The sequence below is a fragment of the Saccharothrix coeruleofusca genome, from assembly GCF_017876325.1.
Taxonomy (GTDB): Bacteria; Actinomycetota; Actinomycetes; order Mycobacteriales; family Pseudonocardiaceae; genus Actinosynnema; species Actinosynnema coeruleofuscum.
In genome coordinates this window covers 3,537,630-3,560,256 of the sequence record NZ_JAGINV010000001.1, presented here as the reverse complement: position 1 = coordinate 3,560,256, position 22,627 = coordinate 3,537,630, and the positions used below count along the sequence as shown (strand labels likewise).

Here is a 22,627-nt window from a genome sequence, read left to right as displayed (position 1 = left end):
CAGCGGCATGACGTGGGCGGCGGTGGTGCTCAGCGGCGGTCGGGGCAGCAGGATGGGCGGGGTCGACAAATCCGCCCTCCTGGTCGCGGGCCGGACTCTGCTCGACCACGCCCTCGACGCGGTGCGCGGCGCGGCGCGGGTGGTCGTGGTCGGCCCGCCGCGCCAGGTCGCGGGGGTCACCTGGGCGCGCGAGGACCCGCCGGGCGGGGGGCCGGTGGCGGGCCTGGCCGCCGGGCTGGCGCACGTGGCCGAGGACTTCGTGGCCGTGCTGGCGGTCGACCAGCCGGGAGTCACCGAGTCCACAGTGGACCGGCTGCGCGCGGCGGCCGGGGGCGGCGGCGCGGTGCTGGTGGACGCGACGGGCCGCGAGCAGTGGCTCGCCGGGGTGTGGCGCACGGAGGCCCTGCGCGCCGCGCTGCCCGCCGACCCGCGCGGGGCAGCCATGCGCTCCGTGCTGGGACCGCTGGCCCCCGCGCTCGTGCCCGCGCTGCCGGGCGAGGCGCGTGACGTGGACACGCCCGAGGACCTCGACGAGCACGCGAGGTGACCACGTGCTCCGGCCCGCCCGCGCCGGGGGCGCTCGTCCACCCTGGACACGCCGCGGCGGGCGGGGGTCTTCACATGAGCCACACCGGCGACCGGGGAGACTGGGCACCGTCGCACAACCCTGTCGAGGAGGACCTTTGTCCGAGCCCGCCGCCGAGGCGCCCAACACGCCGGCTCGTGACGCCCAGTTGCTCGAACGCACCGTGTTCGAGGTCAAGCGGGTGATCGTCGGCCAGGACCGGCTGGTCGAGCGGATGCTCGTCGGCCTGCTGGCCAAGGGGCACCTGCTGCTGGAAGGCGTGCCCGGTGTGGCCAAGACGCTGGCCGTGGAGACGTTCGCCACCGTGGTGGGCGGTTCGTTCTCGCGCGTGCAGTTCACGCCCGACCTGGTGCCCGCCGACATCCTCGGCACCCGCATCTACCGGCAGGCCACCGAGAGCTTCGACGTCGAGCTGGGTCCGGTGGTGGCCAACTTCGTGCTCGCCGACGAGATCAACCGCGCGCCCGCCAAGGTGCAGTCGGCGATGCTGGAGGTCATGGCCGAGCGGCACGTGTCCATCGGCGGCAAGACCTTCCCGATGCCCACCCCGTTCCTGGTGCTGGCCACCCAGAACCCGATCGAGAACGAGGGCGTCTACCCGCTGCCCGAGGCCCAGCGCGACCGCTTCCTGTTCAAGATCCAGGTCGAGTACCCCACGGCCGAGGAGGAGCGGGAGATCGTCTACCGGATGGGCGTCGAGGCGCCCGTCCCGCACCAGGTGCTCAGCCCCGACGAGCTGGTCCGCCTGCAGGGCGTGGCCTCCAGGGTGTTCGTGCACCACGCGCTGGTCGACTACGTGGTGCGGCTGGTGATCGCCACCCGCGCCCCCAAGGAGCACCAGCTCACCGACGTCGCGGGCTGGGTCGCCTACGGCGCCTCGCCGCGCGCCAGCCTGGGCATCATCGCCGCCTCGCGCGCGCTGGCCCTGGTCCGCGGGCGCGACTACGTGCTGCCGCAGGACATCGTGGACGTGGTGCCTGACGTGCTGCGCCACCGCCTGGTGCTGTCCTACGACGCACTGGCCGACGGCGTGCCGCTGGACCACATCATCACCCGCGTGCTGCAGACCGTGCCGCTGCCGCAGGTCTCCGCGCGGCCGCAGCCCGGCGCACCGCAGCCCGTGGGCAGGCCGTGACCGCGCCGCAGCCCACGTTCGACCCCGCCGACGCGCGGACCGGGTCCGCCCGCCCGAGCTGGGCCCCACCGGTGCTGCACGGCGGTCGCCTGGAGGCCGCGCTGCGCACCCTGGAGCTGGAGGTCCGGCGCAGGCTGGACGGCCTGCTGCAGGGCAACCACCTGGGCCTGGTGCCCGGACCGGGCTCCGAGCCCGGTGAGGCGCGGCCCTACCAGCCCGGCGACGACGTGCGGCGGATGGACTGGGCGGTCACCGCCCGCACCACCGAGCCGCACATCCGGGAGACCGTGGCCGACCGCGAGCTGGAGACGTGGCTGGCCGTGGACCTCTCACCCAGCCTGGACTTCGGCACCGCGGTGTGCGAGAAGCGCGATCTGGTGGTCGCGGCCACCGCCGCGGTGGCGCACCTGACCCGAGGCGGTGGCAACCGCATCGGCGCGCTGGTGTCCACCGGCGAGCAGCTGGTGCGGGTGCCCGCTCGCGGCGGCATGGCGCACGCGCGCGGCCTGATCCGCAAGGTGGCCGAGACCCCGCGCGCGCCCGAGGGCACCCGAGGCGACCTGGCCGCCGTGGTCGAGCAGCTGCGCCGCCCACCGCGGCGGCGCGGCCTGGTCGTGGTCGTCTCCGACTTCCTGGGCGAGCTGACCTGGCAGCGTCCGCTGCGCGCGCTGTCCGCGCGGCACGACCTGGTGGCCATCGAGGTGGTCGACCCGCGTGACATCGACCTGCCCGAGGTGGGCACGGTCGTGCTCGCCGACCCGGAGACCGGGCGGCAGCGCGAGGTCGTCGCCTCCCCGCTGCTGCGGCGCGAGTTCGCCGCCGCGGCGGCCGAGCACCGCGCCGAGGTGGCCGCGGGGCTGCGCCAGGCCGGGGCGGGCCACCTGGTGCTGCGCACCGACTCGGACTGGATCGCCGACACGGTGCGCTTCGTCGTGGCCCGCAAGCGGCGTTGGTCGGGAGGGGTGGCATGAGCCTGTCGGGGTTCACCGCGCCGTGGTGGTTCCTGCTGCTGGTGGTCGTGGCGGGGGTCGCCGCCTTCTACGTGGTGATCCAGCGGGTGCTGCGCAAGCGGGTGCTGCGGTTCGCCAACCTGGCGATGCTGGACCGGGTCGCGCCCAAGCGGCAGGGCTGGTACCGGCACGTGCCGGCGGCGTTCCTGCTGGTGGCGTTCATCCTGCTGACCGTGGCGCTGGCCGGGCCGACCGCGGAGCAGAAGGTGCCGCGCAACCGGGCCACCGTGATGCTGGTGGTGGACGTGTCCCTGTCGATGAAGGCCACCGACGTCAAGCCGACCCGGCTGGAGGCCGCGCAGGTGGCCGCCAAGTCCTTCGCCGAGGGCCTGACGCCGGGCATCAACCTGGGCCTGATCTCGTTCGCCGGGTCGGCGACCGTGCTGGTCGCGCCCACCACCGACCGCTCGGCGGTGACGCAGAGCATCGACAGCCTCAAGCTGGCCCAGTCCACCGCCACCGGTGACGCGATCGTGGCCGCGCTGGCGGCGATCGACTCGTTCGGCAAGGTGGTGGGCGGCGCGGACGGACCGCCGCCCGCGCGGGTCGTGCTGATGACCGACGGCAAGGAGACCGTCGGCACGCGCAAGGCGTTCGACGCGGCCGAGGACGCCAAGAAGGCGGGCATCCCGATCTCCACGATCTCCTTCGGCACCGAGGACGGCGTGGTGGAGATCGAGGGCAAGCAGCAGGACGTGCCGGTGGACGACGACTCCATGAAGGAGATCGCCAAGCTGTCCGGCGGCGAGTTCTTCAAGGCCGCCAGCGCCGAGGAGCTGCGGCGGGTCTACGACACGCTGGGCGAGCAGATCGGCTACGAGAAGAAGCAGGCCGACGCCAGCAGGCCGTGGGTGGTGCTGGGCACCCTGATCGGCCTGGCCTCCGTCGTGGGCGCGCTGGTCCTGGGACAACGGCTCCCCTGACACCGGGGGTGGCCGGGGCCCACCGCCCCCCGGCCACCCCCCACCGCCTGCGGGCGCTCAGCCGTGGACGGTGCGGTAGGTGGTGGCGGCGCCGGGGTGGAGGGGGACGCCGACGGTGCCGATGAGGCTGCGGACGTCCAGGAACTGGGTGCCCAGCGCCTGCTCGGGCACCAGGGCGGCGGCCCGGTCCAGCAGGGTGCGGGTGATCGCGGCGACCAGGTCGTCGGGCAGCCGGGCGTGGCACACCAGCAGGTTGGCCACCCCCACGGTGGCCACCTCCTGCGTCGCCTCGTAGACCCCGGCGGGCACGCTGACCTGCTCGTACACCGAACCGTGAGCGGCCCGCAGGCCGGGCAGCAGCTCGGCCATGGGCAGCAGGCGGATGCCGTCGAGCCGCGCCAGCGCGGGCGTCGGCACGCCGCCGGACCACAGCAGGGCGTCGACGCGGCGCTGGGCCAGCGCCGCCGCGGCCTCGGCCAGCGGCAGGTGCTCGACGCGGGCGGAGCCGTGCAGGCCCAGCGACGCGAAGACCCGGTCGCCGATCAGCGCCGCACCGGAGCCCTCCGCGCCCAGCGACACCACCCGCCCGGCCAGGTCCGGCACCGAACGCGCCGGGTCGTCGGAGCGGACGACGAACTGCAGGTAGTTCTCGTAGACGCGGCCGATGGCGCGCAGCTCCAGGGCCGGGTCGGCGGCGTGGGCGGCGTCGGCGTGGGTGAGCGCGAGGTGCGCCTCGCCCCGGCCCAGCACACCCAGGTTGTCGACGCTTCCCCTGGTGGCCAGCACCCGAGGGCGCAGGCCCGGTTCCAACTGCGCGGCCAGCAGGGTGGCGAAGTCGAAGTAGAACCCACCCCGCTCACCCGCCGCGACCACCACCTCGCCCTCCGGGCCGCCCGCCGCGCACCCGCTGGCCAGCAGCCCGAGCAGGAACGTCCTCCTGGTCACCGCGTTCACAGCGGCGGCTCCAGCGGCAGCACGACCCGCGCGACCAGACCGCCGGGGGAGGACAGCTCCAGCGCGCCGCCGCGAGCGCGCACCAGCTGGTCGGCGATGGCCAGGCCCAGGCCGGTGCCCGGTCGCGCCGAGTCGCCGCGCCAGAACCGCCGGGTCGCCAGCGCCAGCTCCCGCTCGCCCATCCCCGGACCGTCGTCGGCCACCTCGACCCACGCCGTGCCCGCCGCCCGGTCCGCGCCCAGCGCCACCCGCGCCGCGCCGCCGTGCTTCAGCGCGTTGTCCAGCAGCACGTCCAGCACCTGGGCCAGGTCCGACTCCGGGCAGCGGACCAGCACCGGCAGCCGCGGCGCGGGTGGCGGGGACACCTGCCAGAAGTCCGCCCGGTCGGCCGCCACCGCGGCCAGGTCGGCCAGCTCCGGCTCACGCCCGCCCGCGGCCGCCTCGGTCGCCTTGCTCTCCGCCACGGCCAGCGCCAGCAGCCCGTCGAGCATGGACTCCAAGCGCTCGATCTCGGCCACGCCGGCGGTGTATGCGGCCACCCCCTCCGGGGTGACCCGCCCGCTGAGCGCGTCCATCCGCAGCCGCAGCGCCGCCATCGGGTTGCGCAGCTGGTGCGAGGCGTCGGCGATCAGCCGCCGCTGCTGGTCGGCCGCCTCGCCCACCGCGTCGGACATGCGGTTGAACTGCTCGGACAGCTCGCGCACCTCGGGGGGACCGCTGCTGCCGGTCACGTGCGCGCGCCGCTGGCCCGCCGCGACGGCGCGCACGCCCTCGGCCAGTTCGGCCAGCGGGCGCAGCAGCCAGCGGGTCACCGCCAGCACCAGCAGCACCGAGCCCAGCGCCGCCGCCAGCGCGCCGCCGAGCACCCACGACCAGCGCCCCGCCACGTCCGCCGCCGCCCGGTCCACCGACGCGCGCAGCACCACCGCGCCCACCACCCGCGTGCCGGTGCCCACGGGCCGGGCGAAGAGCACCCGCTCCGACGACCAGGGCAGCACCGTCGGCACCTGAGCGGCGGGCTGGTTGCGCAGCGCGGCGTCCAGCGCGCGGGCCACGCCGGGGTCGTCGACGCTCAGCCCGGCCTGCGCCACGGCCCGCCGCCGCGCGTCGACCACGACCACCGGCTCGCCGTACAGCGAGGCGTACGCGGTCAGCTCGTCCACCAGCGGGGCCCGGTCGCCGCCCGCCTCGGCCTGCTGGGCCAGCGCGGCGAACCGGTCGAGGTCGGCGGTGCGGCTGAGCACGAACCGCTGGGTGCGCTCGTTCGCGGTGGCCGACAGCAGCGGCACCGCGAACGCCGCCACCGCCGCGGCGGAGAACAGCAGCAGCACCAGCAGCAACCTGCGGCGCATTCAGCCGCCCAGCCGGTAGCCGAAGCCGCGGATGGTGGTCACCAGCCCCGGCCTGCCCAGCTTGGCGCGCAGCCCCGCCAGGTGCACGTCCAGCGACCGCGACACCGCCAGGTAGGCGTCGCCCCACACCTCGTCCATCAGCTGCTGCCTGCTCACCGCGATGCCCGCGCGGCAGGCCAGCGCCGCCAGCACGGCGAACTCCTTGCTCGTCAGCGCCACCTCCGCGCCGCCCACCACGACCCGCCTGCCCTCCAGGTCGATCTCCACGTCGCCGACCCGCACCACCCCGGCCGAGGCGCCGGAGCGGGCCGCGCTGCGCCGCGCCACCGCGTCCATCCTGGCCAGCAGCTCACCCAGCCGCACCGGTTTGACCAGGTAGTCGTCCGCGCCCAGGCGCAGGCCGCGCACGGTGGACCGCTCGTCACCGCGCGCGGTCAGCACCAGCACCGGCACCTGCGCCACCCGGCGGATCTTGCGCAGCACCTCGAGCCCGTCGGTGTCGGGCAGACCGAGGTCGAGCAGCACCAGGTCGTGGTCGCGGTGGGCCAGCAGCGCGTCCGCCCCGCGGCGCACCCGGTGCGGGTGGTGGCCGTTGGCCCGCAACGCCTCCACCAGAGCCCCGGCGACCCCGTCGTCGTCCTCGACGAGCAGCACGCGCACGCCGCCTCCCTTCCGGTGGCAGCGATTATCGCCCTCAACGTGTAGACAATGCCTGTGAGCATCGAAATACCCGCCGCGCAACTCGACGAGGCCAGCCGCGCGCTGGAAGACCTCGCGGGTCTGCTGGCCGACGAGCAGCCCCTCAGACAGGTGTTGAGGCAACTCGCCGATTCGGCCGTCCGGGTCATCCCGGACGCCGCCGCGGTCAGCGTCACGCTGGTGCGCGGGGATGCCGCGGAGACCGCCGCGGCCACCGACGACAAGGTGGTCGACATCGACCGCGAGCAGTACGCGGCGGGTGAGGGGCCTTGCCTGGAGGCGGCCAGGACGTTGACGCCGGTGCGGGTCAGGGTCGCCGAGGCGATGGACCGCTGGCCCCGGTTCGCGGCCGCGGCGCGGCGCGCCGGGGTGCTGGCCTACCTGTCGGCGCCGCTGGTGGTCGACGTCGACGGGCATGAGCTGCTGGGTTCGCTCAACCTCTACAGCGAGACCGAGAGCGGGTTCGACCCGTTCGACGAGGCGCTGCTGCGGCTGTTCACCACCGCCGCCTCCACCGCGATCACCGGCGCGCGCCGCTACGAGCGCTCCCGCGAGCTGATCGAGAACCTCCAGCGCGCCCTGGTCTCGCGCGCGGAGATCGACCAGGCCAAGGGCGTGCTGATGGCCGCGCACGGCATCAGCGCCGACGAGGCCTTCCAGCGGCTGGCCCACGAGTCCCAGCAGCGCAACACCAAGCTGCGCCAGGTGGCCCGCAACCTGCTCGACTCGGTCCGCGGACGATGAGGCCCGCCACCGGTCCGGGGACTGGTGGCGGTCAGATCTCGTCCACGTAGAACCACTGGCCGTCTTCGCGGACGAACCGGCTGTGCTCGTGCAGCACGCCGTCCCCGCCCCGCCACCGGTAGTGCGCGCGGAACCGCACCGAGCCCGCGTTCGCCAGCAGCCCGCCGCCGGTGGTGGACAGCACCTCCAACCCGGTCCAGCGCTGCTCGGGGTCGAGGTCCAGCGAGCGCGGCCTGGTGCCGCGGTGCCAGGTGCGCAGCAGGTAGTCCTCGTCACCGAGGGCGAAAGCGCTGTAGCGCGACCGCATCAGGGCCTCCGCGGTGGGCGCGCTCAGCCCGCCGGAGTGGTACCGGCCGCAGCACCGGTCGTACGGCTCGCCTCGGCCGCAGGGGCAGGGTGTCACCCGGTCATTAAAGGGCTCCCCTCCCGGTGACTGCCAACCGGGAGGGGAGCGGGCTGGAAGCGACGGCGTCAGCCGCAGGCCGCCCCGTTCAGAGCGGGTGAGCCGAACGGGGGTGTGCTTCCGCTGTAGCTCGCGCTGTAGCCGATGGTCGCGGTTCCACCGGTGGCGAGCCTGCCGTTCCAGGACGCGTTCTGCACCCGCACGGTGTCACCCGTGTCGGACCACGTCCCGTTCCAGCCCTGGGTGACGGTCACACCGGGAGCCGAGAACGTCAGGGTCCAGCTCTCGACAGCCGGGCCCGAGTTCTCGATCACCACCTCACCGGAGTAACCGCCTGACCACGAGCTGAGCACTCGGTGCGTCACCGCGCACCCGGTCCCGCCGGGCGGGGACGCGGTGGTGCTCGTCGTGGTCGTGGTGGCGGGGGGCCCGGCGGCGACGGCCATGTCGTAGGCGCGCTGGGGCACGAACTGCCCCGCGCCCGCGATGCAGCCGTCCGCCTCGCCGGGCAGCTTGACCCACAGGAACGCCTCGATCTGCGCGTCCCCGGTGTTCCTGGTGCTGGGCGTGCCGATCGCCCGGCCGGGCGGGTCGCACCACTCGCTGCCGAGCGGGCCGTTGCCGTTGCGGCTGGTGTCGATGACCGCCTTGAGCCTGGTGTCGCCCAGCGCGTTGAGCACGGCCTTGGCGAAGGCGATCTCGTCGGCGCTGCGGCGGTAGTTCGACACGTTGGTGGCGATGCCGTCGCCGCTGGTGAAGATCTCCGCGCCGCGCAGCCGCTCGTTGGCCTGCGCCGGGGTCAGCCACGCCGAGTGGCCGATGTCGAAGTAGACCTTGGCCTGCGACGAACCGGCCTTGAGCTTCTTTCCCGCGTAGGCCATCGACGCCATGGTCTCGCGCTGCTGGTCCGCGCTCTGGCAGCTGCTCATGATGGGCAGCACGTCGGGTTCCAGCACGATGGCCGCCGGGCGGCCCGCCAGGCCCGCCGCGACCTCGTCCACCCACGCCCGGTAGGCCTGGTGCGAGGGCGCTCCGCCGCCGCTGGCCCCGCCGCAGTCGCGGTTGGGGATGTTGTAGACCACCAGGATCGGGATCTTCCCGGCCGCCGCGGCCGCGCCGACGAACGAGTCCACTTGCGACCGCACCGCGGAGGTGTTGGTGGTGGTGTACCACCGGGGCTGCGGGACCGAGGCGATCCGGTCCCGGATCACCGGGGTGCGCGAGTCGCCGGGGTTGGCCGCGACCCACCGGGCCGCGCTGGTGTTCGGGTCGACGTAGAACTCGGAGTCGGCCGCGCTGGCGGTGGTCGCGCCACCGCCGAGCGCCAGGGCCACGGCGCTCGCCACCAGCGCGCTGGAGAGCGCGCCCGCGGTGGCGGCTTTGCCCGTCTTCGCCATCAGTCCATCTCCTCGGAGGGCTGGGTGGGCGTTGTGGACCAGCACCGTGAACGCCTTGGCGCGGCGCCGGGCGCGGGTCCGCCGCCCGGCGCGGTGACCCGCGCCACGCGGTCCGGAGTGGACCGCGTGGGTGACGTCGCCGTTGACGTCCGGTTGCGGGTCACCGCGCCGGCCGACGGTGGGGTGGGCGCCGTGCCGCTCGCGCACGGCGCCCCGTTCAGCCGGAACTCGGCTGGAGCGGTGTCGGCCCCCGAGTGGGAGGCCTGGAAGCCCAGGCGCACCGATGCGCCGTGGGCGATGTCGCGGGTCCACTCCGGGTCGCGGGCGCGCACCCACCGCCCGGACTGGGTGCAGGTGGCGCCCCAGCCGCCGGTCAGGACCGGGGTGTCGGGGAACTCCCAGTCCAGCGTCCAGCCGCCGGTGATCGGCCCGCCCGAGTTGCGCACGGCCAGCCGCGCGGTGGACCCGGCCTCCCGCTGGTCGACCTCGTGGTCGACCAGGCACCCGGAGGTGGCGCCCGCGGTCCTGCCCGCCGGCACCAGCACGCCCGAGCACGCGGAGAGCGCGGCGACCGCGGCGGCGCCGCGAGCCGGGTTCGTCGTCGGCCGCATGTCGTCCTCCCTCGCAGCGCCGGTGCTGTGCGGGCCACCTGGGAGCGCTCCCAGGTGGTCGGGACTGTAACCACAGGGAAACGTCTCGGCAAAGGGGTCGATTCGACGGCATTCGACGATCCCGGTCTCGTCGGCTCTCACTCGGAGTGAGTTGTAAACGTTAACATTCCAGAGCCGTGCCGAATGTCGAATAAATGGTGAGGGTCTTCGTCACGGCTCGTGGGCGTCTTCCTGCGGGATTAGGCCGTTCCGGTCGTCAACCGCTCGTTCCGGTGATCCGGGAAGTGGATCAGCTCATTTCGTCGAATTACTCCGCGAGGCGCAGCGCGAAGAGGGCCGAACGGTCGGGTGGTTGTCCGGGACTTTCCCCTGCTTTTACTTTGGGAGCGCTCCCAGACGTCTCTGGACCCGGAGGGCCCGCAATGACGCGCACCGCCTCCCGACCACTGTCCGCCCTCACCTCCGCCGTGGTCGCCGTCGTGCTGGCGGCGACCACGCCCGCGCCCCACCCGCGTTCCGCCGCAGCCCCGGTCGCCCCGCAGGCGGTCGAGGACCGGGTGGAGCAGTTGATGGCCCGCATGTCGCTGGACGACAAGGTGGGCCAGATGACCCAGGTCGACCGCGCCGCGCTCACCACCACCTCCGACGTGGCGACCTACCGCATCGGCTCGGTGCTCTCCGGCGGCGGCTCGGCGCCCACCCCCAACACCGCCCAGGGCTGGGCGGACATGTACGACGCCTTCCAGCGCGCCGCCCTGTCCACACCGCTGGGAATTCCCCTGGTCTACGGCGTGGACGCGGTGCACGGGCACAACAACGTGCACGGCGCGACGATCTTCCCGCACAACATCGGCCTGGGCGCGACCCGCGACCCGGAGCTGGTCCGGCGGATCGGCGCGGCCACCGCCGAGGAGATGACGGGCACCGGGGTCGACTGGACCTTCGCGCCGTGCCTGTGCGTGGCGCGCGACGACCGGTGGGGCCGCACCTACGAGTCCTTCGGCGAGGTCCCCGAGATCCCCTCGGCCATGACGTCGATCATCGACGGCTTCCAGGGGACGGCGCTGGGCGGCCCGACCTCGGTGCTGGCCACGGCCAAGCACTACATCGGCGACGGCGGCACGGAGGGCGGCGTCGACCAGGGCGACGCGCGGATCACCGAGCAGGAGCTGCGCGCGGTGCACCTGCCGCCGTTCCGGGCCGCGGTCGATCGCGGCGTCGGCTCGGTGATGATCTCCTACAGCAGCTGGAACGGCGTCAAGGCGCACGGCCACCGCTACCTGATCACCGACCTGCTCAAGACCGAGCTGGGCTTCTCCGGCTTCGTGGTGTCGGACTGGGCGGGCGTCGACCAGCTCGACGGCAGGCGCGGCTTCACCGGTGCCGAGGTGGCCGCCGCGGTCAACGCGGGCATCGACATGGTGATGGTGCCCACCGACTACGAGCTGTTCACCGGCCTGCTCAAGGCCGAGGTGCAGGCCGGGCGGGTGCCGCAGGCCCGCGTCGACGACGCCAACCGCCGCATCCTGACCAAGAAGTTCCAGCTCGGCCTGTTCGAGCGCCCGCTGGCGGACCGCTCCTACACCTCCTCGGTGGGCTCGGCGGCGCACCGGGAGCTCGCCCGCGAGGCGGTGCGCCGGTCGCAGGTGCTGCTGCGCAACAACGGTGTGCTGCCGCTGGGCAGGACCGGCCGGTACTTCGTGGCGGGCAAGAACGCCGACGACATCGGCAACCAGAGCGGCGGCTGGACCATCTCCTGGCAGGGGGCGAGCGGGAGCACCACGCCGGGCACGACCATCCTGCGGGGCATCCGCGACCTCCTCGGCAGCGGCGCGACCGTCACCCACGAGCGCTACGGCAACGGTGTGGACGGCTCCTACACCGCGGCCATCGCCGTGGTGGGGGAGACGCCGTACGCGGAGGGGCGCGGCGACCGTCCGGGCGGTCTGCCCCTGGACCGGGAGGACGCGCAGACCATCGCCAGGCTCAAGGCGGCGGGCATCCCGGTGGTGGTCGTGCTGGTGTCGGGCAGGCCCTTGGACATCGCCTCGCAGGTGTCGGGGTGGGACGCCGCGCTGGCCGCGTGGCTGCCCGGAACCGAGGGGCGCGGCGTGGCGGACGTGCTGTTCGGCGACCACGAGCCGACCGGCAGGTTGCCGGTGACGTGGATGGCGGGCAGCGCGCAGCAGCCGGTCAACGACGGGGACGGCAAGGCCCCGCTGTACCCGCTGGGGCACGGCCTCGGCTACGGCGACCGCGCTCCTTCCGGGTTCACAAACGGCGGCACGGCTGTCGGGCATCACCGCAGGTGACGTTCTGGGAGCGTTCCCTCACGCTGCGTCGTCCAGCCCAGCGGAAGGGGGCATTCAGTCCAGCGGTGGGGAGGCCCGTTGATGCCTTTGTCAAGGTTTTGTGGCCCAACCCTCTTTTCACGGTGTTTCGATGCCGTTACAGTCCCGAGCTGGGAGCGCTCCCAGAACCCCATCCGCCGGCCCCCACGGAGGCCCGTCATGCGACGACGCATGTCCGGACTGCTGTCAGGCACACTCGCCGCGCTGCTGGGCGCCGCGTCGGTGGTCGTCGCTTCCCCGCAGGCGGCCTCGGCCGCACCCGCTTTCAACTACGGGGAGGCGCTGCAGAAGTCGATCTGGTTCTACGACGCGCAGCGCTCGGGCGACCTGCCCGCCGACAACCGGGTGTCCTGGCGCGGCGACTCGGCGCTGCGCGACGGCGCCGACGTCGGCCTCGACCTGTCCGGCGGGTTCTACGACGCGGGCGACCACGTGAAGTTCGGCCTCCCGTTCGGCGCGGCGATGACCATGCTGGCGTGGGGCGCGGTGGAGAACCGCGCCGCCTACGACAGCTCCGGCCAGCTGCCCCACCTGCTGGCCAACCTCAGGTGGGGCACCGACTGGATCATCAAGGCGCACCCGTCGCCCAACGTGGTCTACGGCCAGGTCGGCGCGGGCAACCCCGACCACGCCTGGTGGGGGTCCGCCGAGGTGATGCGCATGGCCCGTCCCTCGTACAAAGTGGACGCCTCCTGCCCCGGCTCGGACCTGGCGGGCGAGTACGCCGCCGCGATGGCCGCCTCCTCCCTGGTGTTCGCGCCGACCGATCCCGGTTACGCGGCCACCCTGCTCACCCACGCCAGGCAGCTCTACAGCTTCGCCGACACCTACCGGGGCAAGTACAGCTCCTGCATCACCGACGCGGCCAACTTCTACAACTCCCACAGCGGTTTCCAGGACGAGCTGGTGTGGGGCGCGATCTGGCTGCACCAGGCCACCGGTGAAGCGGCCTACCTGACCAAGGCGCGCACCGAGTACGCCAAGCTGTCCACCGAGCCGCAGAGCACCGAGCGCTCCTACCGGTGGACCATCGCCTGGGACGACAAGTCCTACGGCGCCTACGTGCTGATGGCCAAGCTGACCGGCGAGCAGCAGTACGTCACCGATGCCAACCGCTGGCTGGACTTCTGGACCACCGGCCACAACGGCAACCGCGTCCGCTACTCGCCCGGCGGCCAGGCCGTGCTCGACACCTGGGGGTCGCTGCGCTACGCGGCCAACACCGCCTTCGTCGCGCTGGTCTACTCGGACTGGCTCAAGTCCAGGGACGCCACCAGGGCCACCACCTACCACGACTTCGGCGTGCGGCAGATCGACTACGCGCTGGGCGACAACCCGCGCAAGTCCAGCTACGTCGTGGGTTTCGGCGCCAACCCGCCGCGCAATCCGCACCACCGCACCGCCCACGGCGCGTGGGCCGACACCATCCAGGAACCGGCGACCAGCAGGCACGTCCTGTACGGCGCGCTGGTCGGCGGGCCCAGCACGAACAACGACGCCTACACCGACAGCCGCGGCGACTACATCGCCAACGAGGTCGCGCTGGACTACAACGCCGCTTTCACCGGGGCGCTGGCCCGCCTGTACCGCGAGTACGGAGGCACGCCGTCGGCGGAGTTCCCCGTCGCGGAGACCCCCGACGGGCCCGAGCTGACCGTGCAGGCGTCGGTGAACCAGAGCGCGCCCCACTTCACCGAGGTGAAAGCCTTCGTGGTGAACAAGTCCGCGTGGCCCGCGCGGACCTTCGACGGCTCGCTGCGCTACTACTTCACCCTCGACGGCTCCACCACGCCGGACCAGCTCACCGTGACCATGAACTACAACCAGTGCGGCACCGCGAGCGCGCCCACGCAGTTCAGCGGATCGGTGTACTACGTGGACGTCCCCTGCCCGGACGTCCACCCCGGCGGGCAGTCGGCGCACCGGCACGAGGTCCAGTTCCGGATCACCAGCAGCGGCACGTGGGACCCGACCAACGACTGGTCCTACGCCGGGCTGGGCACCGGCAACGCCGTGGCGCTGACCGAGCGCGTCCCGCTGCACCAGGACGGGCGCGTCCTGTGGGGCCAGGAACCGACCACCGTCCTGAACGGACACCCGACCGGGGCCGCCGTGCCCTGACCCGGACCTCGGCACGGGGCGTTCTGCGCGCCCAGGCGCCTCGTGCCGAACCCAAGCCACGTCACCACCACCGCCGCCGCCTTGAAGCTCGCGGGTCAACGGCTGATCCGTGCAGGAGGAGGACGCATGAGGTACCGCACGAGAGCGGGTCGGTTGCGCACCGGACCGCTCGCGCTGACAGCGGCGGCGGCGACCGCCGCGGGGATGATGCCGGTCATCGCGCCAACGGCCTACGCCGCGGTGACGTGCACCGTCAACTACCAGGTCACCAGAGAGTGGAACAACGGGTTCGGCGCGTCGGTCGCCATCCGCAACCAGGGTGACGCCGTGAGCAACTGGCGCCTCACGTGGACCTTCCCGGACGGCCAGCGCGTGCAGCAGGGCTGGAACGGCACCTTCAGCCAGGACGGCGCCGCGGTCACCGTGGCGGCCCCGACCTGGTCGCCGAACCTGCCCTCCGACGGCCAGGTGACGCTCGGGTTCAACGGGACCAAGGGCGCCACGAACACCCCGCCGACGGACTTCGCGATCAACGGCACCCCGTGCACCGGTCCCAACGCGGTGCCCACGGTCTCGCTGACCTCGCCCTCGGCGGGCTCGTCGTACCTGACGGGCGCGCCCATCCCGCTGGCGGCCACCGCGGCCGACACCGACGGCACCGTCACCAAGGTCGAGTTCCTGTCCGACGGCGCGGTCATCGCCACCGACACCACCGCTCCGTTCGAGGGCCTGTGGAACAGCGCGGCGCTCGGCGACCACAGCATCACCGCGCGGGCCACCGACGACAAGGGCGGCGTGAGCACCTCCGCCCCGGTCGGCGTCAAGGTCCTCGCGGGCCAGGCGGTGCTGGCCAGCCCGGCGTCGCTGAGCCTGCGGCAGGGCCGGACCGGCACCTTCGGCGTGTCGCTGGCCACCCAGCCGACCTCCCCGGTCACCGTCGCGGTGTCCCGCTCGGCGGGCAGCTCCGACCTGACCGCGGGCCCGGCCACGCTGACGTTCACCTCGGCGAACTGGAACACCAAGCAGAACGTCACGGTGACCTCGGCGAACAACGGCGGCGACCTGGCCACGGCCACGTTCACCGCCAGCGCCGCCGGGCTGACCGCGGCCGCGGTGGAGGTCAAGGAGATCTCCTCCTCCGCCTCGGACTTCGAGCAGGCGTTCCTGGACCAGTACGCCAAGATCCACGACCCGGCCAGCGGCTACTTCCGGACCTTCTCCGGGTTGAAGGTGCCGTACCACTCGGTGGAGACGCTGATGGTCGAGGCGCCCGACCACGGGCACCAGACGACCTCGGAGGCGTTCAGCTACTACCTGTGGCTGGAGGCCAGCTACGGCCGCATCACCGGTGACTGGTCGTCGTTCAAGTCCGCGTGGGCCTCGATGGAGAAGTTCATCATCCCGGCCAAGGCCGACCAGCCCACCAACGACAAGTACGACGCGTCCAAGCCCGCGACCTACGCGCCCGAGCACCCGAGGATGGACGCATACCCGTCGCAGCTGGACTCCAACGTGCCGGTGGGTCGTGACCCGATCGCTGCGGAGCTGAGGTCGGCCTACGGCAACAGCGACATCTACGGCATGCACTGGCTGCTCGACGTCGACAACACCTACGGCTTCGGCCGGTGCGGCGACGGCACCACCGCGCCCGCGTACATCAACACCTACCAGCGCGGTTCGTCGGAGTCGGTGTGGGAGACCATCCCGCAGCCCTCGTGCGACACGTTCAAGCACGGCGGCCCCAACGGCTTCCTCGACCTGTTCACCAAGGACGCCCAGTACGCCAAGCAGTGGAAGTACACCAACGCCCCGGACGCCGACGCGCGTGCGGTGCAGGTGGCGCTGCTGGCCCAGCAGTGGGCGACCGCGCAGGGCAAGGCGAGCGAGATCTCCTCGGAGATCGGCAAGGCCGCGAAGATGGGTGACTACCTGCGCTACGCCATGTTCGACAAGTACTTCAAGAAGATCGGCAACTGCGTCGGCCCCTCGTCCTGCCCGGCGGGCAGCGGCAAGGACAGCGCGCACTACCTGATGTCCTGGTACTACGCGTGGGGCGGTGCGACCGACACGTCCGCGGGCTGGGCGTGGCGCATCGGTGACGGCGCCTCGCACCAGGGCTACCAGAACCCGCTGGCGGCCTACGCGCTGTCGCAGGTGCCCGCGCTCAAGCCGAAGTCGGCGACCGGCCAGCAGGACTGGGCGACGTCGATGACCCGGCAGCTGGAGCTGCTGCAGTGGCTGCAGTCCGCCGACGGCGGCATCGCGGGCGGTGTCACGAACACGTGGGAGGGCCAGTACGGCACGCCGCCTTCGGGCACGCCGACCTTCTACGGCATGTTCTACGACGCCCACCCGGTGTGGCGCGACCCGCCGTCGAACCGGTGGTTCGGCTTCCAGGTGTGGCAGATGGAGCGCACCGCGTCGCTGTACCAGATGACCGGCAACGCCACGGCCAAGAAGATCCTCGACAAGTGGGTCCCCTGGGCGCTGGCCAACACCACGATCGGCACGGGCGGGGACTTCCAGATCCCGTCGGACATGAACTGGACCGGCGCTCCGGACACCTGGAACGCCTCCAACCCCGGCTCGAACGCCAACCTGCGCGTCTCGGTGCTCAACCACAGCCAGGACGTCGGCGTGGCCGCGTCCTACGCCAAGACCCTGCTCAACTACGCGGCCAAGTCGGGCAACGCCCAGGCGCGGACCGCGGGCGAGGGCCTGCTCGAGGCGATGCTGGCGCACCAGACCGACAAGGGCATCGCCACGCCGGAGACGCGGTCGGACTACAACCGCTTCGACGACGCCTACAACTCCAGCACCGGCGAGGGCACCTACGTGCCTCCGGGCTGGACCGGCAAGATGCCCAACGGCGACACGATCAACCAGAGCTCGACGTTCCTGTCGATCCGCTCGTTCTACCGCAACGACCCGCAGTGGTCGAAGGTCCAGAGCTACCTCGACGGTGGTCCGGCCCCGACCTTCACCTACCACCGGTTCTGGGCGCAGGCCGAGATCGCCACGGCGTTCTCGCTGCACGCGGAGCTGTTCGGGTGATTTCCGCGAGGTAGGCCCGCGAAGGTCGCCGTCACCCCCCGCACGACGTGGTGCGGGGGGTGCTCGGCGTTTTCCCGAATTCGCCGCCACGAATTCCAGTCGAATGCGACCGGGGTTGACGCCGAGTTGTCGCGTGTGCCACATTTCGTGCACTTCACCTCCCGTTTCCGCGTTTCGCGGGACCGGGTGCGGAGTCGAATCGATTCGATCCCCCTGACTGGTCGTTCGACCAATTCGACGAATGCCGGAGGTGGGCTGACGTGGTGACCATCGCCGACGTGGCGCGGCACGCCGGGGTAGCGCCGAGCACGGTGTCCTACGTGCTGACCGGCCGCCGGTCCATCTCGCCCGCCACCCGCGCGCGGGTCGAGGCCAGCGTGCGGGCGCTGGGCTACCACCCGCACGCCGGGGCCCGCTCGCTGGCCAGCAACCGGGCGGGGGTGCTGGCGCTGGTGCTGCCCATGCGCGAGGGGATGCACGTGCCGGTGCTGATGCAGTTCGTCGTGGCGGTGGCCAACGCCGCGCGCGGCCACGAGCACGACGTGCTGCTGGTGACCGCCGACCAGGGCGCGGCGGGCCTGCGCCGGGTCGCGGGCAGCGCGCAGGTCGACGGGCTGCTGGTGATGGACGTGGAGATGCACGACGAGCGGGTGCCGGTGCTGCGCGAGCTGGACCGCCCCTCGGTGCTCATCGGCTACCCCGCCGACGCCGCCGGGTTGACCTGCGTGGACCTGGACTTCGCCGAGGCGGGCGCGCGGTGCGTGGACCACCTGGCCGACCTGGGTCACCGCTACGTGGCGCTGGTGGGCGCGCCCCGCGCGGTCTACCAGCGCGACACCGGCTTCGCCCACCGCACCATGGCCGGGTTCAGCGCCGCGGCCATGCGGCGCGGCATCTCCTCCACCACGCTGCCGACCGGGACCGACCACGGGTCGGTGCGCTCGGCGGTGGCCGGGCTGCTGGAGCGGCACCCCGCGGTCACCGGGCTGGTGGTGCACAACGAGGCCGCGCTGCCGTCGGTGCTGGAGGCGCTGCGCGCCACCGGCCGCAAGGTGCCCGACGACGTCGCCGTGGTCGCCATCTGCCCCGACGAGCAGGCCGAGCGGCTGGCACCTCGGCTGACGTCGGTGCGGGTGCCCGCCGAGCAGCTGGGCCACCGCGCGGTGGAGCTGCTGATGGCCAAGCTCGCCCGCGTCGCGGTGCCGCCGCTGACCCTGCTGACGCCACGGTTGGTGGAGCGCTCCAGCACCGCTCGCCGATGCGACTAGAAAGCGCTTTCCGCTCGGTCGGCCCGCCGGGCCGCGCACCCTGGCTACCCTCCACCGCGTGAGCGACGAACACGTGGTGGTGATCACCACCACCGACAGCGAGGAATCGGCGGGACGGCTGGCCGCGGCCGTGGTCGAAGCGCGGCTGGCCGCCTGCGTCCAGGTGGGCGGACCGGTCCGCAGCGTCTACCGGTGGGAGGGCGAGGTCCGGGACGAGCGCGAGTGGCAGCTGTGGGCCAAGACGACCCGCGACCGGCTCGCCGGGCTGACCGACTTCATCCAGACCAACCACCCCTACGACACGCCCGAGGTGGTGGCGTTGCCCGTGCTGGGCGGCAGCCCGGCCTACCTCGGCTGGGTCACGGAGGCGACCAGGTGACCGACTTCCTCGACGTCACCAGGAGGGCCTACGACGCCTTCGCCGCCGACTACGCCGAGTTCTTCCGGACCGCGCTGGCCGACGCGCCGCTGGACCGCGCGCTGCTCACCGCGTTCGCGGAGATGGTCGGGGACGCGGGACCGGTCGCCGACGTCGGCTCCGGTCCCGGTCGGGTCACCGCGCACCTGAGCGCCGCAGGGGCGGACGTGTTCGGCGTCGACCTGTCCGCGGAGATGGTCGCGCTGGCCCGGCGCGAGCACCCCGGCCTGCGCTTCGAAGTCGGCTCGATGACCGCGCTGGACCTGCCGGACGCCGCGCTGGGCGGCCTGGTGTCGTACTACTCGCTCATCCACGTCCCGCCGCGGCGGCAGCCGGAGGTGATCGCGGAGTTCCACCGCGTGCTCGCCCCCGGCGGCCACCTGCTGCTGGCCTTCCAGGTGGGCGATGAACCGCTGCACCTGGCCGAGGCGTTCGGCCACCGGGTCGGGCTGGACTTCCACCGGCTGCGGCCCGACCGGGTCGCGGCGGTGCTGGAGGAGACCGGTTTCACCGTGGTGGCCAGGGTGCTGCGCGAGCTGGGCGAGGGGGAGAAGTCGGCGAAGGTGCCCCAGGCCTGCCTGATCGCCCGCAAGCGCGCCTGACCGCCGTGCGGCTCAGCCGCACCAGCGGGAGGCGGGCAGCACCGGGGCGAGCACGGCGCACAGCAGCGAGTCGCGCACCCCTGGGGTGTCCGCCCCCGGCGGCACCTCGACGTCGGTCGCGACCGGGCCGGACACCTCCACCTCCACCCGCGGCAGCACCGGGGGGACGGATGGCTCCGACGCCGCCGGGGTGGTCGTCGGGGGCCGGGAGACCGGTGCGGAGGGCGTCACCGGCGCGGTCGCCGCATCGGTGCGGCGGACGGGCGGCGGTGCGGTGGTCGGCGGCGGCGCGGGGGGCGCGGGGGGCAGCGCCTGCGGTGTCGTCGGGCCGGGTCGCTGTCCCGGCTCGGCGGGGACGCCGGGCATGGGCTGGTGACCGGTGATCGGGACGGACAGCAGGTGGGCGGGCTGCGACAGGTGGTCGGGGGCCAGCGCCACGCCCGCGGCGATGGCGGCCAGCGCGATGGGGGCGGTCTGCCGGACCAGTCGTCGGGTGTCGCCCGCCAGCGAGGCCGCCGCGTCCCCGGCCAGCCCGCGCAGCGCCCGCCGGGCGCGGGAGAGGTGCGCCCGCACCGCCCGGTGGGTCAGGCCGAGCTCGGTGGCGACCTGCTCGGGAGTCCGCCCCTCGGCCAGGGCGCGGCACACCTGCCGGGTGGTGGGCGGCAGGTCCTGCACGGCCTTGACCAGCCAGCGGGCCAGGGCGTGCTCGGTGACCAGGTCGCCGGAGCCGCGCGGCGGGCGGGCGTCGGGTCGCCGCGCGGCGTGCGGCTCGCGCCCGCCGCGCCGCAGGTGGTCAACCAGGTTGGGGCGGCCCGCCTCGCCCAGCCGGTCCGCCAGCCGCCGGACCGCCTCGTCCCCCTCGCGGTCGGGGCGTGCCAGCAGGGCCAGCAGGGCCTCGTGCACGCACTCCTCGGCCTCGGCCCGCGACAGACCTGCCCGCACGCAGCGCCGCACCGCGCGTCGCACCGCTTCGGCCAGTTCTTCGGAATCCACCGCGTCCTCCAGCATCAGCCATCGCCCAAGGGGCGGAGGCAGTCCTCGTGGGCGCTGAACCGCACCCGCTTCGGAATCGGCGGCGCGGAGGGCGGATATGACGTTCGGGCGCCTCTATTAGCTCGAAAGTGTGGATCACGGGCGTTCCATCACGGAGCGCCGACCTGACTGCTCGTTTCCGCAGCGCCTCCGCTGGGCCGGTCGGGGCGGCGGTGCGGAACGCGGCTCCGACGACGGCGGTCGGCCCCGGTGTGACCAGGGTTCGCGGCCACACCGTCGTCACCCAGCACCACCACGGCGGTCCTCCCGGACACCGCCGCACTGCTCGTTGGCATCCGGAAGGCGGCCACGGCCGAGCGGTACGTGCGGGTACGGCGGGTGTTGCGGACCAGGGGGAGCGGACCACCTCCGACTGCCGCTACTGACTGCCGCTACTCGATCCGGCTGGGCATGGGCGCGGATCGACGCTTGGCGGGGCCGGACCCCGCTGGAGCGGGCCTGGGGACGTGTCCCGGAACCGGACGGCGGCAGGTCCGTCACCACCTCGGAGTTCACCGAGCGGGGAGTGGCCGCGGACCTCACCGCGCCGGCCGCGGAGCAGGTCGGGCCGCTGCCGAGCTGAACCGCTGGTACCCCTATAATCACGCACTGTCGTCGAAAACGACGAAAAGATCTCGAACGGATCAATTCGCGTGCGATAGCGCTGGTCACTGTTGTCACGCCGGGTTATCAAGAGGGCCCACTCGAGACGCACGGGGACGGTGGCCTTCCGTGAACCACGGCACCATGGAGCACTTCTCCTTCGACCTCTGGACGGTGATCACCGCCTACGCCGTCGCCGTCGTCGGCTCGCTGATCGGCCTGTCCTGCATGGCCAGGGCCAGGGCCGAGGTCACCCGCCGGGCCAGGGGGCGGTGGACCGCGCTGGGGGCGCTGGCGATCGGCGGCGTGGGCATCTGGCTGATGCACTTCGTCGCGATGCTCGGCTTCGCCGTCCCCGGCGCGACGATCAAGTTCGACGTGCTGGTGACCGCGCTGTCCGCCGTGGTGGCCATCGGCGTGGTGGGCCTGGGGCTGTCGCTGGTCACCCTGCTGCGGTTCAGCGGGCTCCGACTGGTCGCCGCGGGCGTGCTGGCGGGCGTCGGCGTCGCCGGGATGCACTACCTGGGCATGTCGGCGATCAGCCTCAAGGGCGAGATCTCCTACGACCCGGCGCTGGTCGGCGCGTCGGTGGCGATCGCCGTGGTCGCGGCGACCGCGGCGTTCTGGTTCACCCTGGTGGTCAAGACCCCGGTGGCGGGCGTGCTCGCGGGCCTGGTGATGGGCCTGGCGGTGACCGGGATGCACTACACCGGCATGGCCGCGATCACCGTCACCGGCGACGCGGACCTGCCCACGCCGACCGGCAGCAGCGCGTTCGACCTGGTGTTCCCGGTCTTCCTGATCGGCGGTCTGGTGGTCGCGGTCCTGCTGTGGATGCTGTTCTCCACCGCGGACGACCCGTTCACCGAGACCGCGTGACCGGGCCGCCGGGTCGCCGCCCGGCTGCTCCGGCGGCCCGGCGGCTCAGCACGACGTGGTGATCCAGCGGTGGGAGCGCAGCAGCGCGGGCCCGATGTCGCCGCGCCAGCCCTGCCCCATGCAGCCCTCGTAGAGGGTGTAGTCGGTGCCGCGGTAGAAGGCGACCGCGGTGAAGTCGGGGGAGGTCCCGCGGTTCCACACGGAGCGGGCGGAAGTGGCCTGGGCCCAACTGCACCTGTCCGTGCCCGCCAGCCAGTTCGGGTCGGCGTTGCTCCACCGGCAGACCGACCCGGTTCCGCCGCTGCCCGAGTAGAAGCACGCGTTGCCGGTGGTGCAGTTCTCCCAGGCCGCGATGCCCGGAGCGGACGACGCCGCGGCCGGGGTGGCCAGGGCCGCCACCCCGAGCAGGACGGCGGACAAGAGCACGGTTAATCGCTTCATGTTGTCCTCCAAGGGTTTTCCGCGCCGAGACGCGGCGCTCGCCC

General features: G+C 73.2%; 20 protein-coding genes. 12 read left to right on the top strand and 8 right to left on the bottom strand.

Annotation, left to right across the window (positions count from 1 at the left end):
- Window positions 1–7 precede the first annotated feature (7 nt).
- The 4 genes from mobA to JOF41_RS16015 all read left to right on the top strand — a co-directional run bounded on the left by mobA (window position 8) and on the right by JOF41_RS16015 (window position 3,654).
- Window positions 8–547, top strand: a complete 540-nt coding sequence (mobA, locus tag JOF41_RS16030; RefSeq protein ID WP_209619906.1) for a molybdenum cofactor guanylyltransferase — start codon at window positions 8–10, stop codon at window positions 545–547.
- Window positions 548–683: 136 nt separating this feature from the next.
- Window positions 684–1,721: an AAA family ATPase gene (locus JOF41_RS16025; RefSeq protein ID WP_189225305.1), complete on the top strand. Its 1,038-nt coding sequence runs from the start codon at window positions 684–686 to the stop codon at window positions 1,719–1,721.
- Complete coding sequence (locus JOF41_RS16020; RefSeq protein ID WP_209619903.1) at window positions 1,718–2,692, top strand: DUF58 domain-containing protein; 975 nt, start codon at window positions 1,718–1,720, stop codon at window positions 2,690–2,692. The genes JOF41_RS16025 and JOF41_RS16020 overlap by 4 nt, the downstream gene beginning before the upstream one ends.
- Window positions 2,689–3,654: a VWA domain-containing protein gene (locus JOF41_RS16015; RefSeq protein ID WP_189225307.1), complete on the top strand. Its 966-nt coding sequence runs from the start codon at window positions 2,689–2,691 to the stop codon at window positions 3,652–3,654. The genes JOF41_RS16020 and JOF41_RS16015 overlap by 4 nt, the downstream gene beginning before the upstream one ends.
- Before the next feature lie 57 nt (window positions 3,655–3,711).
- Here JOF41_RS16015 and JOF41_RS16010 read toward each other — a convergent pair whose 3' ends face one another.
- From JOF41_RS16010 to JOF41_RS16000, 3 genes are read right to left on the bottom strand one after another with little or no spacing between them, the layout of a single operon-like run.
- Complete coding sequence (locus JOF41_RS16010) at window positions 3,712–4,608, bottom strand: TAXI family TRAP transporter solute-binding subunit (RefSeq protein ID WP_372448482.1); 897 nt, start codon at window positions 4,606–4,608, stop codon at window positions 3,712–3,714.
- Window positions 4,605–5,960: a sensor histidine kinase gene (locus JOF41_RS16005; RefSeq protein ID WP_189225308.1), complete on the bottom strand. Its 1,356-nt coding sequence runs from the start codon at window positions 5,958–5,960 to the stop codon at window positions 4,605–4,607. The genes JOF41_RS16010 and JOF41_RS16005 overlap by 4 nt, the downstream gene beginning before the upstream one ends.
- Window positions 5,961–6,620, bottom strand: coding sequence for a response regulator transcription factor (locus tag JOF41_RS16000; RefSeq protein ID WP_209619901.1), 660 nt, complete (start codon window positions 6,618–6,620; stop codon window positions 5,961–5,963).
- Window positions 6,621–6,668: 48 nt separating this feature from the next.
- On the opposite strand from JOF41_RS16000, the gene JOF41_RS15995 reads away from it, so the two are divergent.
- Entirely contained in the window at window positions 6,669–7,403 is a 735-nt protein-coding gene (locus tag JOF41_RS15995) for a GAF and ANTAR domain-containing protein (RefSeq protein WP_189225310.1), read from the top strand.
- A gap of 31 nt (window positions 7,404–7,434) precedes the next feature.
- Here the strand turns inward: JOF41_RS15995 and JOF41_RS15990 are convergent, their stop codons facing one another.
- The 3 genes from JOF41_RS15990 to JOF41_RS15980 form a co-directional block, all read right to left on the bottom strand.
- The gene (locus JOF41_RS15990; protein WP_189225311.1) at window positions 7,435–7,806 is read right to left on the bottom strand and encodes a YchJ family protein; all 372 of its coding nucleotides are present in this window, start codon (window positions 7,804–7,806) and stop codon (window positions 7,435–7,437) included.
- Between the two features lie 68 nt (window positions 7,807–7,874).
- A complete protein-coding gene (locus tag JOF41_RS15985; RefSeq protein ID WP_209619899.1) occupies window positions 7,875–9,203 on the bottom strand; it encodes a glycoside hydrolase family 6 protein in 1,329 nt (442 codons plus the stop codon).
- Window positions 9,203–9,814 (bottom strand): cellulose binding domain-containing protein, encoded by a 612-nt coding sequence (locus JOF41_RS15980; RefSeq protein ID WP_189227673.1) that lies wholly within the window; start codon window positions 9,812–9,814, stop codon window positions 9,203–9,205. Before JOF41_RS15980 ends, JOF41_RS15985 begins: the two co-directional genes overlap by 1 nt.
- Before the next feature lie 422 nt (window positions 9,815–10,236).
- Here JOF41_RS15980 and JOF41_RS15975 point away from each other — a divergent pair, with 422 nt between their 5' ends.
- From JOF41_RS15975 to JOF41_RS15950, 6 genes are all read left to right on the top strand, one after another.
- A complete protein-coding gene (locus tag JOF41_RS15975) occupies window positions 10,237–12,126 on the top strand; it encodes a glycoside hydrolase family 3 protein (protein ID WP_209619897.1) in 1,890 nt (629 codons plus the stop codon).
- Window positions 12,127–12,324: 198 nt separating this feature from the next.
- Window positions 12,325–14,286 (top strand): glycoside hydrolase family 9 protein, encoded by a 1,962-nt coding sequence (locus JOF41_RS15970; RefSeq protein WP_189227671.1) that lies wholly within the window; start codon window positions 12,325–12,327, stop codon window positions 14,284–14,286.
- Between the two features lie 126 nt (window positions 14,287–14,412).
- Complete coding sequence (locus JOF41_RS15965) at window positions 14,413–17,340, top strand: glycoside hydrolase family 48 protein (RefSeq protein WP_209619896.1); 2,928 nt, start codon at window positions 14,413–14,415, stop codon at window positions 17,338–17,340.
- 260 nt (window positions 17,341–17,600) lie between these two features.
- Complete coding sequence (locus tag JOF41_RS15960; protein WP_209619895.1) at window positions 17,601–18,608, top strand: LacI family DNA-binding transcriptional regulator; 1,008 nt, start codon at window positions 17,601–17,603, stop codon at window positions 18,606–18,608.
- A gap of 58 nt (window positions 18,609–18,666) precedes the next feature.
- Window positions 18,667–18,987, top strand: a complete 321-nt coding sequence (cutA, locus tag JOF41_RS15955; RefSeq protein ID WP_189227669.1) for a divalent-cation tolerance protein CutA — start codon at window positions 18,667–18,669, stop codon at window positions 18,985–18,987.
- Window positions 18,984–19,628, top strand: coding sequence for a class I SAM-dependent methyltransferase (locus JOF41_RS15950; RefSeq protein WP_189227668.1), 645 nt, complete (start codon window positions 18,984–18,986; stop codon window positions 19,626–19,628). Before cutA ends, JOF41_RS15950 begins: the two co-directional genes overlap by 4 nt.
- A gap of 12 nt (window positions 19,629–19,640) precedes the next feature.
- Here the strand turns inward: JOF41_RS15950 and JOF41_RS15945 are convergent, their stop codons facing one another.
- The gene (locus tag JOF41_RS15945) at window positions 19,641–20,636 is read right to left on the bottom strand and encodes an RNA polymerase sigma factor (protein ID WP_209619894.1); all 996 of its coding nucleotides are present in this window, start codon (window positions 20,634–20,636) and stop codon (window positions 19,641–19,643) included.
- Between the two features lie 756 nt (window positions 20,637–21,392).
- On the opposite strand from JOF41_RS15945, the gene JOF41_RS15940 reads away from it, so the two are divergent.
- The gene (locus JOF41_RS15940; RefSeq protein ID WP_307867427.1) at window positions 21,393–22,142 is read left to right on the top strand and encodes an MHYT domain-containing protein; all 750 of its coding nucleotides are present in this window, start codon (window positions 21,393–21,395) and stop codon (window positions 22,140–22,142) included.
- A 45-nt stretch (window positions 22,143–22,187) separates the two neighbouring features.
- Here JOF41_RS15940 and JOF41_RS15935 read toward each other — a convergent pair whose 3' ends face one another.
- On the bottom strand, window positions 22,188–22,583 hold the full coding sequence (locus tag JOF41_RS15935) for a peptidase inhibitor family I36 protein (RefSeq protein ID WP_189227666.1): 396 nt from the start codon (window positions 22,581–22,583) through the stop codon (window positions 22,188–22,190).
- Window positions 22,584–22,627: the final 44 nt, after the last annotated feature.